The sequence below is a fragment of the Acidobacteriota bacterium genome, from assembly GCA_018001935.1.
Taxonomy (GTDB): Bacteria; Acidobacteriota; JAAYUB01; order JAAYUB01; family JAAYUB01; genus JAGNHB01.
In genome coordinates, this window is record JAGNHB010000057.1 from 23788 (window position 1) to 36711 (window position 12924).

Sequence of the window (12924 nt, forward strand, 5' to 3'; positions counted from 1 at the left end):
GACGAAAGTGCCAGATCGAACGAAAGTTGAGAATCAGCATCCATCGTCGAAGAAGAGATGATCATGGCATATGAGCCGGTGGAGCCGTTTCTCCTTATGCCCTTATGTTTTCTCCGAGTGCGTTGGCGGTTGCCCGCTGAAGCATCTTAGAGAATCTGGACCGTATTGCCTCCTCAGGGCCGGGATCGACCCGCCTGCTGTTCTCCTCCCTTGCCCTGGAGGTCAAATGGCGCTCAGGGGATCGACTGCCCCGGGAAGAAGACCAGGCGATTGTTGTCCTGCGACATGGCCAGCAGGTCGGCGATCATGATCCCCGAGGGGATTTCCACCGTCAACCAGGCGACGTCGGCGACCGATCCCGGGAACAGGTCGTTGAGGGTCATGAACAGCCGCATCCGGGCCGCGACGGGCTGGCTGTAGACGCCCACCACCGTGCCGTTGGGACGGTAGCCCGTGACGGTGACGGTCACGGTGGCGGTCCCGAGGTTGTAGGACTTGAGGACGGTGTTCCACCCCGCCCCCGCGAACAGGGCCGGGAAACAGGCCTTGCGGGAGGGGAACCGGGGGGCGTTCAACCCGTCGAAGCGGAAGTTCCCGGAGCGGGAGAGGACCAGTTCGAACCCCGAGAGGCGGCCGTCGGCGGTGACCCTCATCCAGGAGGCGAAGGCGTTGGGGGGCATTCCCGCGGCCGCCCAGACCTCGCGGGTGACCTGCTGGAAGGGCGCCACCGCCCAGTCGGCGCCGCCGATCCGGTTCCCCGAGACGTCGTAGAGGTCCGTGGTGGCCGTCATGGGGGCCGTGCCCAGGTTGGAGAAGGTCACTCCCGTGTAGTAATCGAAGTTCCCGAGGATCTCGGGGTAGTAGATCGTCTCGGAGGCGGCCGCCGCCATCGGCTCGGGGGCCGTGCCGTCGCCTTTCGCGGCGGCGAGCGCCAGGGAGACGGCGGGGAGCCCGGCCACGCCCATCTCGCCCCACTTGCCGAAGAGTTCGAAACCGGCGAGACGGCGGTCGGACGTCACCCGCACGAGACGAATGGTGTTGGGGTCCGCCACCCCGGGGAAGGCCTGGTCCACCAGGCGGACGTACTTCCCGTAGCCGGCCAGCGTCTCGTCGCGCTCGGACAGCTTGACCCCGTTCTCGTCGTAGGCTTCCAGGTGCAGGGCAGCCTCGGCGGCTTCCAGGTTCACCACGGTGAGCCCCGTGTAGAAGCTGCCACCCGCCGCGGCCGAGATGTAAACGTAGGGGAAGACCAGCTCCACGCCCGCGGAGGCGTTCATGGGCATGGCGGTCAGGGCCAGGCCGTCGGTGGTGCCGAAGTCCAGGGTGCCCTGGAGAAAGCCGTCGGAACCCACTTCCACCCAGAGGTCCTGGGCGAGGGTCGCCGGGGTGAAGAGGTCTTCGGCGGTGGCGTCGAGGTGCCCCTTGGCCTCGAGGGCCGGCAGGCTCACCGTTTCCAGGAGCTGCCCGGCGGCGCTGTAGGCCCGGAGCTGGGCCGAGGCGGCCGTGGTCCCGGGGTTGACGAGGCTCAGCCGGGTGGACCACAGGGTCGACCCCACCACGTGGGCGGCCACGAGGTGGTTCAGGCGGGTGAAGGTCAGCACCCCGAGGGAGTCGGTGGCGGCGTAGACCCGGGCCGGGTCCGTCGGGTGGAAGGCCAGGCGGTTGACCACGGGGACGGAGTCGGCGGGGAAGCCCTCGTTGCAGGGGGCCCAGCGGGTGCCGCTGTCGAGGCTCCGGTACACCCCGAAGTTGGTGGCGGCGTAGACGAGGTTCGGGTAATCCGGGTCGTAGAGGATGTGGTTGACGATGACCGATTCGGGCAGCCCCTGGTAGCAGCCGGTCCAGGAAGCCCCGCTGTTGGTGGTCCGAAAGATGCCGGATCCCCGGGTCCCGATCAGGACGGTTCCGGACTGGGTGGGGTGGTGGGCCAGGGTCGAGACGAAAAGCCAGTCGATGCCGGTGGATACGCTGGTCCAGGTGGTCCCTCCGTCGGCGGTCCGGAAAACCCCGTAGGAATCCTGGGCCAGGTAGGCGATGGCGGGGTTGGCGGGGTCCACCACCACCTGCCGGGACGGCGCCTGGTCGGTGAGCCCGGCGGACGCATCCGTCCACGTGGCGCCGCCGTCCGTGCTTCGGAAGACCCTTCCGATCCCCGCGGGGGCGTAGATCACCTGCGGGTCGGAGGGCGCCCGGGCCAGGCCGGCCACGTCCAGGACCGTCAGGCCCGTGTTGGAAGCACTCCAGGTATTCCCGCCGTTGATGCTTCGGAACACCCCCTCGCCGGCGGTCCCGGCCAGGAGGGTCGATGGGCTGGAGGGGTCCACGAGGATCTCGCTGACCCAGGGGCCCGTTCCGGGTTGGGGCAGTTCGGTCCAGGAAAGGCCGCTCTCCTCTTTCCGGTAAAGCCGGTGGGAACCGGAGGTGTACACGGTCGGGGAGGGGGTCGGGGCGACCGCCAGGGCCCAGAGGTCCAGGGCCGTCAGGCCGCTGTTCACCGGCGTCCAGCTTTCCCCCTGGTTGGTGGAGAGAAAAGCCCCCTCGCCGGACAGGCCCCCGAGGTAGAAGCGGGAGGCGACGGTCGGGTGGCCGAGGACGGAAAAGAAGGTCCCGCCGGCCAGCGACCCGCCGAGGGGGGTCCAGGTGTCGCCCCCGTTCGTGGTCCGGTACGCCCCCTTGCCGCCCCCGGCCGCCACCAGGACGCCCGACTGGGAACGGTCCGCATCGACGGACCACAGGGTGCTCCCGTCCAGGCCCGTGCTGGCGATCTCCCAGGTGTCCCCCGCGTTGACGCTGCGATAGACCCCCTGCCCGTAGATCCCGGCCCAGAGGCGGGCGGCGTCGTTGGGGTCCTGCACGAGGGCGCGGACGGAGCCCGACGGCAGGGCCCCCAGCGGCGTGAAGGTGACGCCGCCGTCGTCGCTGCGGAACGTGCCGGCGGAGGAGGTGCCGACGTAGACCCGCGACGGGTTGGTGGGGTGGAAGGCCATGGACCGGGCGTTGGCGACCTGCCCCGCCCCGACGGGGGCCCAGGTGGCCCCGTTGTCCGCGGAGCGGAAGAAGCCCGACCCGTCGATGCCGGCGAAGACGATCCCGGGAGACCGCGGGTGGGTGCAGACGAGGGAGGCCCAGGTGCCCGTGAGGCCCTCGGTACACCGGGCCCAGGTCGCGCCGCCGTCTAACGACCGGAAGATGCCGCCGTAGTAGGCGGCGGCGAAGACGATGCCCGCATTCGACGGGTGGACGCTCAGGCTGTAGATGTTCCGGGATGCGAGGCCGCGGTTGACCGGGGCCCAGTTCCCCCCGCCGGTCAGGCTCCGGTAGACGCCGAACGGCGTTCCCGCGTAGATCGTGTCCGGCGCCGCGGGGGAGACGGCGAAGCAGCGGATCGAGCCGCCGAGCGGCCCGTCCAGGGAGGTCCAGGTGTCGGGGCCTGCCGGGGTGTCGGACGCGGCGAAGAGCAGGAGGGCGGCGGTCAGAAGTAAAAACCGGTGAGACAGGGAATTCATGGGGCTCCTTTCATCCTTGCGAACGGTTATCCTTTGAAAGCCTAGCAGATCACCCTCGGGAAGGTCAAGACTTCCCGGCCCTCGCCCGGGCTCCCTGTCGGGAAAGGTGTGATCCACGTCACAGGGAAGGGGGGCGCCGCCCGAATCCCGGGGTTCGCGCCCCCGGCGGGTGGGCCCAAGGCCGCGTCCGCCGGGGGCGAAGACCGGTGCGGTGCCCCCGGCCCGGTCACGCCGCGGCAGGTGGTCGCTGGCGGTGAAACCCTGCGGGAACGACGGGCGGCCGATGGGGGAGACCTGGCCCTTGACTTCCCTGCCGGATGGAACTAAGCTTCCCCCAGGTTCTGCGGGCGGGAGGTTCCGGATGCATGTCTCGAACGCGCAGCGGTTTCTTCTCCCCGCCGTTCTGGCGCTGGCGGCCGTCCAGGCGCTGCCCGGCGCCGCGCCGTTGCGCGATTCGTTCCACGACGATCACCGGGGGACCCCCCGGCTTCTCTTCAACCCGGCCGTGCAGCCCGAGCCGGTTTTTTCGCCGGGGGAAACCGCGGAAAACTACCTGCGGGCCTCCGCCGACGTGTTCCGGTTCCCCCCGGACCTGTCCACCCTGAGGCTGGAACGGGCACGGGAGAGCCTCCTGGGCCGGCACTTTCACTTCCGGCAGACCCTCGGCGGCCTCCCCGTCCTGGGCGGGGAGATCGTCGTCTCGGTACGCTTCGGGGACAACCGGGTCTTCCAGGTTTACAACAACACCTACCCGGTGGCCCACCCCGTGGCGCCCCCCGGGGCCCTCATCGGGGTGGAAGGGGCCCTCGACGCCTCCTGGGAGCACCTTCGCGTACACGGCGACCTGGTGGCGGAGCCCTCGGCGGACCTCTGCTACCTTCCGGAGGAACGCGGGTTCCGCCTCGTCTACCGGACCTTCGTCGCCACCGAGGCCCCCTTCGGCAGTTGGGAGCACCGGGTGGACGCCGTCACCGGCCGGGTCGTGGGGTATCGCCGCGTGGAGATCGACGGCCGGGACTTCCCGCCGTCCCGGGCTGACGGTCTCTCCCGTTTCGAGGGGCCGGTGGTTTCCCGGCGCGAACAGGTGGAACGGTTCCGCCGCCGGGGCGCCGGGCGTGCCGTGACCGTGACCCCCGCCGCCTTCCCCGTCAGCGGGACGGGCAGGGTCTTCGACCCCGACCCGCGGTCCACCCTTATGGCGGAACCGGGCGAGCTGACGAGCACGTCCCCGCCCCGGGCGTTCCGGGGGGCGTACGCGGTCCGCCCGCTGCCGGACCTTCAGCGGGATGCCTTCGTTTTCAGGCTGGAGGGCCCCTGGGTGCGGATCCTGGACTTCCAGTTTCCCCGGATTCCCCCCAGCACCACCGGCGACGGGAGATGGACCGCCGGCCGCGGCGACAGCGCCTTCAACGACGTCATGGTCTACTACCACCTCGACCGGAACCACCGATACCTGCGCTCCCTGGGCTACACCGACATCCAGGACGGCCCCATCCCGGCCGACAGCAACGCGACGGAATCCGCCTACAACCCCGTCACAAACCGGCTCACCTTCGGGGTACTGGACGCCGTCGCGGGTGCGGAGGACGCGGATGTCCTCCTGCACGAGTACTGGCACGCCATCCAGTACGACGTCAACGTTTCCTGGGAGGGGGGTGACACGGGCGCCATGGGGGAGGGTTTCGCGGATTACTGGGCCTGTTCCGGCGGCTTCTCTTCCCCCAACGGGCCGGTGTTTCACCCCGACTGGGTCTTCCACTGGGACGGACATTCGGCCGACACCTGGGCAGGGCGCGCCCTGGACAAACTGTACGCCGAATACGACCCCGCGCACGAGTACCCGGCCCATCTCACCTGGAACGGCGTCAACGGGGACGAACTCTGGGGAACGCCGGTCTGGCAGTCCTTCCGGACCCTGGTGTCCACGCTTTCCCGCCCGCGCGAGGAGATGGACACCCTCGTGGTCCAGTCCAATTTCGGCATCGGCCCGGCGCCGCGCATGCCCGACATGGCCAACGCCCTGGTCGCGACCGCGCGGCTGATGTTCCCCGACGGTCCGCACGCATTCGTCCTGTACGAAAACTTCGTCCGCCACGGCATCCTGACCGCGCCGCTGAACGCCGGGGCCTGCACCTTGTCGGCCGAGGGCTGTTCCCCCCCGAACGGGGAGGCGGACCCCGGCGAGACGGTGACCTTCGACCTGGAGATACGCAACACGGGCGCCTCGGACACGACGAGCCTGGTGGGCACGCTCGAAGCGGCGGGCAACGTGACGAACCCGTCGGGACCGGGCGTTTACGGCACGATCCCCGCGGGCGGCTCCGCCACCCGCTCCTTCACGTTTACGGTGAACCCTCTCCTGACCTGCGGCGACCGGATCACCGCCACCCTGAAACTCGTGGACGGCGCCGCGGCGCACCCGTCCCTCGCCTGGTTCATCCCCTCGGGCGAGGCCCGAACGCGGGCGGCCCAGGACTTCGACGGCGTGACGATCCCGGCGCTTCCCCCCGGGTGGACCGCCTCGACCCCCGTGGGCCGCAATGCCTGGGCGACGTCCACCGCGGCCGCCCGCTCCGCCCCCAACTCCGCCTTCGTGGCGGACGTCGAGGACTATGCCGACGCCCGCCTGGATTCCCCCCCGTACCAGGTCACCGCCCCGGGCGAGACGTTCACCTTCCATCACCGGTACCGGTTCAACCCGCTGATGGCTGCCGGCGGCGTCCTCGAGATCTCCGTGAACGGCGGCGACTTCACGGACATCGAGGCGGCGGGCGGTTCTTTCGTCGAAGGCGGTTACTCCGGGAAAATCCCCGTCAGCGACCCCGACAACCCCCTGAGGGGACGACGGGCGTGGAACGACACCCTGACCGGGTTCCGAAGGGTGACGGTGAAACTGCCCGACACGGCCGTGGGCCGGAGCGTGGTCTTGCGTTTCCGCCAGGGCAGCACGCTGCTCGGGGGGGATCCCGGTTCCGGGTGGTTCATCGACGACCTCCGGTGGCAGAGCGCCGTTGAGTGCTGTGGTTCCGCGGGGGCCCCCGGCGGGGAGTTCCGATGATCCCGTGCGGGGTCTGGTGACGCCCGCCCGCGCCTTTCGGGAGCCCTCGCGCGTCGCTGCCCGGCGCGGACGGGGCCCGGCTCCCCGGCCGGGCGAAGTGACCTCCGGGGGCGAGATTCCCGTTGCCCTGACGAAAAAAATCCAGTAGCATCATTTGTTTTTACCGGGTCGACCCTTTCTCGGAGTGGTGTGGATGGGTGAGTTCTTTGCGCTGCTGACGGCCCTGATCTGGTCGGCGGCGGTCATCCTGATCAAGCGGTCCGGGGAGACCATGTCTCCCTTCGCCCTGAACTTTTTCCGGGTGGTGACGTCGCTGTGCCTCTTCGTCCCCACCCTGTTCCTCTTCGGGGAAACGCCCTGGCAGAGGGCCCCGCTCTCGGATTACCTGACCCTCTTCGCGAGCGGGGTCATCGCCATCTTCGTCTCGGACACCCTTTTCCACCACAGTCTCAACATCGTGGGGGCGGGGCTTTCCGCCATCGTGGACTGCCTCTACGCCCCGCTCACCGTCCTGGCCGCCTGGGTGCTGCTGGGCGAGCGCCTCGGCCCGCTGCAGCTGGTGGGCCTGGCCCTGGTCACGGGCGGCGTGGTCTGTGCCGCGGGGCACGAGCCCCCGCGGGGGGTCCCGGCGAAGCGGCTCGTCGCCGGGGTCGTCTGGGGGGTGGCGGCCATGGTGATGCTGGCCATCGGGATCACCATCGCCAAGCCGGTGCTGAACAAGCCGGGGACCTCGGTGATGTGGGCCACCACCGTCCGGCAGATCGGCTGCCTCCTCGTCATGGTCCCCGCGGCGCTGCTCTCGCCGCGACGCCGGTCGTATTTCCGGGTGTTCAGGCCCAGCCCCGCCTGGAAGCACTCCATCCCCGGCGCGATCCTGGGGTCCTACCTCGCCCTGATGTGCTGGATCGCCGGCATGAAGTACGCCAAGGTGGGGGTGGCCGCCATCCTGAACCAGTCCAGCACCATTTACATCCTGGTCTTCGCGGCCCTGTTCCTGAAGGAGAAATTCACCCTGCGCAAGGCCGTCGCCTGTGCCGTGGCCCTGGCGGGGCTCGTGCTCGTCACCGTCGCCTGACGGCGGCCCCCGGGGGTTCCGCCGGCCCGGGAGCGGGGGGCCGGGGCGCACCGGCCGGGGCCGGCGTCAGGGGGGAAGGGGGATTCCTCCCAGTCGAACGGTGATTTGTCCGTCTGTGTTTCACCGTGCGGCCACGGTATGGTAGCTTCGATGGAATTCCTGGAAACGGAGGGGAAGATGAACGTCAAGGTCCGAAACGTTTGGCCGGTGGTGCTGACCCTGGTTCTCGGGGGCTCTCTGCCCGGGCAGACCCGGTACCCCAGGGAGTGGAACGTCGGCCCGGTGACGCAGGCCGTGGCGGACCACGTCCGGGCGATCGTCGCCGACGGGTCCGCCCTCGGGCGGCAGCCGAAGCGCGTGATCAAGGTGGGCGACTCCATCACCTGCAACGGGAGCTTCATGGGGCAGCTCAAGACGCCGGACTACGACCCGGACGTTCACTACGGCTGGGACTGGGTGCGGGACCTGGGGACCTACGCGTTTTTACGGGACGCGGCGGACTGGTTCACGGAGGTGACCGTGCCGGGGACGTCCAACATCCCGGACGCGCAGGCGGGGGGGGAGACCTTCCCGGTGAAGAGCCTCGACCGGGTCAGCCTGGCGGCCAAGGTGGGGGAGTCGGCCGCGTGGGCCGTCACCGGCAGCCCGAACCCCCTGCAGCAGGAGATCGACGCCCTCAGCCCCCAGTTCGCCCTGGTCCAGTTCGGGGGGAACGACGTGGGGGGCTACGGGAACGATGCCGACGTGCTGGACTGGGCCGTGGACAACCAGATCACGATCGTGGACCAGTGCATCGCCCAGGGCGTGGTCCCCGTCCTGGCGGCCATGTGCCCGCGCGCCGACAGCCCGCAGCGGCTCTACCGGTCCTGCCTGCTCTCCAACGCCGTCCGGGCGCTGGCTGCGGGGCGCAACATCCCGTTCCTGAACAATTACCGCGGCCTCATGCCCCTGGCTGACCACGGCCTGGGCGGCGACGGCATCCACCCCGTGGCCTACGGCTACAACCGGGGCTGCTTTCTGACGCCCGAGGGCCTCCCCTACGGGCACAACATGCGCAACCTCCTGACGTTGAAAGCCCTGGACAAGGCCTGGCGGGTGGCGACCCAGGGGGTGGCGTACACCGACCCCCCCACCGGACCGCTTGCGGGGACGGGGACCGAGGGCGACCCTTTCCGGGTCGACGAACTGGCCTTCTCCGACCTGCGAACCACCAGCCCGGGAACCCTCGCGTACCGGTATCGGCTGGACCTCCACCGCCCCCTGACCCTCGCGGCCATGGTTTTCGACCACGGCGCCGCCGACGTCGACCTCACCCTCATGGACGCGTTCGGGACCGTCCTGGCCGCCCACGGGAATTCCATCGAGCAGGCCCTCGCCGTCGGGACCTACACCGTGACGGTCTCCACGGCGGGCGCGAACCCCGCCTATGCCGGGGAGTACGTCCTGGTGCTGGCCGACCGCAACGACGCCGGGTACCCCGTGGACTTCCCCTTCGACCTCAATACCGACGGGCGTCTCGACCTCCTCTGGCGCAACCGGACCACCGGCGACAATGCCGTCTGGACGATGAACGGGAACGCGATCCTTCGGAGCGACCCGCTGATGCCGGTCGGGACCGCCTGGTCAATCGCCGCCACCGGCGACTTCAACGGGGACGGCAAGGCCGACCTGTTCTGGCGGAACACCACCACGGGCGACAACTCGCTCTGGACGATGGACGGGACCGCGGTGACCGAATCGGTGGCCCTGGCGCCGGTGCCGGTGACCTGGGAACTCGCCGCGGCCGCCGACTTCGACCGGGACGGCCGGCTCGACCTGCTGTGGCGCAGCACGGCTACCGGCGACAACGTGGTCTGGTACCTGGACGGGGTGGCCGTGACCGGGTCCGTCCTGCTGGCGCCCGTCCCCGTGACCTGGGCGATCGCGGCGACCGGGGACTTCGACCGGGACGGCAAGACGGACCTGTTCTGGCGGAACACCACGACGGGCGACAACGTGGTCTGGTACCTGGACGGGGTGGCCGTGACCGCCGACGAGCCCCTGCCGCCGGTTCCCCCGGCCTGGAAACTGGCAACCGCCGGCGACTTCGACGACGACGACCGGGTCGACCTGCTGTGGCGGCACACCACTACCGGCGACAACGTGATCTGGTACCTCGACGGCGTGGCCGTGACGTCCACCGCGCTGATCATGCCGGTCCCCCCGGCGTGGGAGGTGTGTAATTAGGCTGAAGGCTGACAGCCTTCAGCCGCTTCAAGTCGTCACGTTCAGAACCACCTCCACCAGGTCGAGGGCGTCCACCCGGCCGTCCTGGTTGACGTCCGCGCAGTCCGCCCCGCAGGGCAGGGCGAGGAGGTTCTGGCAGAGGCGGGCGGCCAGGAGGGCGACGTCCAGGGCGTTCACCGCGTTGTCCTGGTTGAGGTCGGCGGCGTTGCGAAGGCGGTGGATGTAAAACCGGCCGGCGAGACCGTCGGTGGTGTAGACGTAGGGCAGGGCCGTCTCGATCCGATCGACGAAGTTGGGCATCGGCGTGCGGTTGACCTGCACCGGGTGGGCGGGGTCCTTGATGTCGAAGATGGACACCCCGGTCTCGCCGTCGGCGACGAAGACGTAGAAGCCCTGGTTCCGGCAGCCGTAGGGCATCCCGTCGTCGTCGAAGGACGTGATCATCGCGGGCGCCGCGGGGTTGGCGATGTCGACGGAGTTCATGTCGTATGTCCTGGCCACGAAGAGGAACTGCCCTTTCACCGCCACGTCCCAGGCGCCGGCCAGACCGGGGATGCTGGCGATCTCCGCCGGGGCCGTGGGGGTGCTCACGTCGAGGACCCTCAGCCCGCCGCCGTCGTCGGCCAGGTAAACCCGGCCCGCGCTCACGACGAGGTTCCGGGCGGTCCCCGGGGTATCGACGTTCCCCACCGCCACCGGGTTGGCGGGATCGGCGACGTTGAACACCCGGAGCCCGGCATCCCCGTCGGCCACGAAGGCGAAATTGCCGTCCACCCGGACCCCCCGGGCGGTCCCCGGGGTGTCGGCGGTGCCCCGGAGCACGGGGGCCGCGGGGTTGGTCACGTCGATCACCCGGAGGCCTTGGCTTCCCCAGGCGACGTAGACGGTGTTGCCAGCGAGGTCCAGGCCCTGGCCGTTGCCGGAGGCATTGAGCGAGGTCACGCGGGTGGGGGCGGCGGGGTTGGAAATGTTCAGGACGTTGAGCCCTTCGTAGGAGTCGAGGACGTAGGCGTAGTCTCCGGAGACTTTCAGGTCGGTCAAATTTCCCGACTCGTCGAAGAGGCCCAGCAGGCTGGGGGCGGCCGGGTTCGCCACCGAGACCAGGTAGAGGCCGCCGCTGGTGTCCGACACGTAGGCCCGGTTGCCGGCCACGAAGACCCCGCGGGCGTAGTTGGAGGTATTGTAAACACCGACACGCGTAGGGGACGCGGGCGTCGAGACGTTCACGATGTCCAGCCCGACCTCCTGGGCGGCAACATAGGCCAGGTTGCCGACGACGAAGACGTCCATCGGTCCGCTTCCCGTACCGGTGTAGGCGCCGGCAAAAACCGGGGCGGACGGATTGCCCACGTTGATGATCTGGAGGCCGCCGCCGGTGTCCGCCACGAAGGCGAGGTCGCCGCTCACGTCCACTTTCCGGGCTGCCCCGGGGGTGTTGAAGGCGCCGAGGCGTTGGGGGGATGCCGGGTTGCTCAGGTCGACCACCTCCAGCCCCTGGGCCATCACCGCCAAATAGGCGGTGTTTCCCGCCACCTTGATGCCGGCGCACTCGTCCGTGGACGCGTAGGAGCCGACCTGCACCGGAGCGGCCGGATTCGAGGCGTCAAGGACCCGGATGCCGTTGGACACGGCCAGGTAGACCGTGGTCCCGGAGACGTTCAGATCGTAGGCCCGGTAGGGGGCGGTGGCGAACCGGCCCAGGTAACGGGGGGTCGTCGCTTCGGAGAGGTCGAAGATGACGAGGCCTCCCTCTTCGTCGGCCGCGTAGAGGCGGCCTCCCGACACGGCCACCCGGAGGGCCTGATCGGGCGTGTCCGCCGTGCCCACCCGGAAAATGTTGGAAGGGTCGGAGATGTCCAGAACGTCGATCCCGGCCCCGTTCGCCGCACAGTAGGCATACTTCGCGAACACGACGACGTGGCGGTACTGTCCGGTTCCCCACACGCCGACCGGGTCGAGACGGAAGTGGTCGCCTGCGGGGGTGAGGGCGGTGAAAGCCAAAAACGCGAGGGCAAGGACGATGGGTTTGCGCATCGAGGGCCTCCGGGTTGATTTGTCGGCGTTGCGGACCGAAAACTGACGGGTTCGCAAAAAGTCGGAAGACGGACGGGAAAATGTCTGTAAAGCCTTTGTTTGAGCCATCACCCGGAGGGTGATGGTACTTTTTGCGACCGCGTCAAAACCAACTTCCCCGCAAAAGTGCCATCGCTCTCCGGACGATGGCTCAACCCAAAGTTCTACAGACGCGTTCCCCCTTCGGTTTCCAGCTTTTTGCGAGATCGTCGAAGCTGGATGTTACGGGATAGCCGTCCGCATTTCAACCCGAAAATACACCGGGGTGTGAAAGGGCGCCCGCCCGCCCCGACGGGAATTCTTCCGGGAGACCTTTCGTCTGGCTTGGAAAAACCGGAAGCGAGCCACGGGTGAACGCGGACCACACTGATACGGGTGGTGAACGCGGAATCACCGGAACCGCAAAAACCGCAGAAACCGCAGAAACCACAGAAACCACAGAAACCGCAGAAAAGCGGAAGACATAGAAAGCGCGGAAAACACGGGAAAAAGGGAAACGCGGAGGACGCGGAACAAAGGAAAAAAACAGGATTCGTCGTACTTTTCGCCCGTCCTTTTGGTCCTTTGGGTCCCTATGGTCCCTTCGTCCTTTCGCGCCCCAGTGTTCATCCGGGGTTCTCTTCCGGTTTGTCCGGGATGGGCCGTGGGGGGGAGGGCGGGGGGCGTCGATACCGATTGCGATACCGATTGCGATACTGATTGCGATACCGATTGCGATACCGATTGCGATGCCGATTGCGATGCCGATTGCGATACCGATTGCGATACCGATTGCGATACCGATACCGATACAGGTTACGAGATCAAACGTGGGGGGAGATACTCCGGACCTTCAGCCTAACAGCCTTCAGCCTAAACCCAATACTGCTCACTTTGTGCTTGACTACTGCATAGAAATCTTATATTCTTTCCGTGGATACTACGGAAAGGATGTGAGATATGCCAAAATCCGATGCAGTTCTTCCAGGAGGCACCCGCATAACGGA

Annotated in this window: 5 protein-coding genes; 3 read left to right on the plus strand and 2 right to left on the minus strand. The window is 68.4% G+C overall.

Translation table 11 applies throughout. The features are described from left to right. Positions 1–233 precede the first annotated feature (233 nt). Positions 234–3506 carry a hypothetical protein gene (locus KA419_17260; GenBank protein MBP7867682.1) on the minus strand — a complete coding sequence of 1091 codons (3273 nt, stop codon included), beginning with the start codon at positions 3504–3506 and terminating at the stop codon, positions 234–236. A 361-nt stretch (positions 3507–3867) separates the two neighbouring features. Here KA419_17260 and KA419_17265 point away from each other — a divergent pair, with 361 nt between their 5' ends. From KA419_17265 to KA419_17275, 3 genes are all read left to right on the plus strand, one after another. Further along, entirely contained in the window at positions 3868–6564 is a 2697-nt protein-coding gene (locus KA419_17265) for a hypothetical protein (protein MBP7867683.1), read from the plus strand. Between the two features lie 193 nt (positions 6565–6757). Next, positions 6758–7639, plus strand: a complete 882-nt coding sequence (locus tag KA419_17270; GenBank protein ID MBP7867684.1) for a DMT family transporter — start codon at positions 6758–6760, stop codon at positions 7637–7639. A gap of 150 nt (positions 7640–7789) precedes the next feature. Then, positions 7790–9865 (plus strand): FG-GAP repeat protein, encoded by a 2076-nt coding sequence (locus KA419_17275; GenBank protein MBP7867685.1) that lies wholly within the window; start codon positions 7790–7792, stop codon positions 9863–9865. 27 nt (positions 9866–9892) lie between these two features. Here KA419_17275 and KA419_17280 read toward each other — a convergent pair whose 3' ends face one another. After that, a complete protein-coding gene (locus KA419_17280; protein MBP7867686.1) occupies positions 9893–11899 on the minus strand; it encodes a hypothetical protein in 2007 nt (668 codons plus the stop codon). Positions 11900–12924: the final 1025 nt, after the last annotated feature.

Coding starts and splice junctions, on each gene's coding strand:
- KA419_17265 (MBP7867683.1), top strand. CDS start 3,868: ATGCATGTCTCGAACGCGCAGCGGTTTCTTCTCCCCGCCGTTCTGGCG.
- KA419_17270 (MBP7867684.1), top strand. CDS start 6,758: ATGGGTGAGTTCTTTGCGCTGCTGACGGCCCTGATCTGGTCGGCGGCG.
- KA419_17280 (MBP7867686.1), bottom strand. CDS start 11,899: ATGCGCAAACCCATCGTCCTTGCCCTCGCGTTTTTGGCTTTCACCGCC.
- KA419_17275 (MBP7867685.1), top strand. CDS start 7,790: ATGGAATTCCTGGAAACGGAGGGGAAGATGAACGTCAAGGTCCGAAAC.
- KA419_17260 (MBP7867682.1), bottom strand. CDS start 3,506: ATGAATTCCCTGTCTCACCGGTTTTTACTTCTGACCGCCGCCCTCCTG.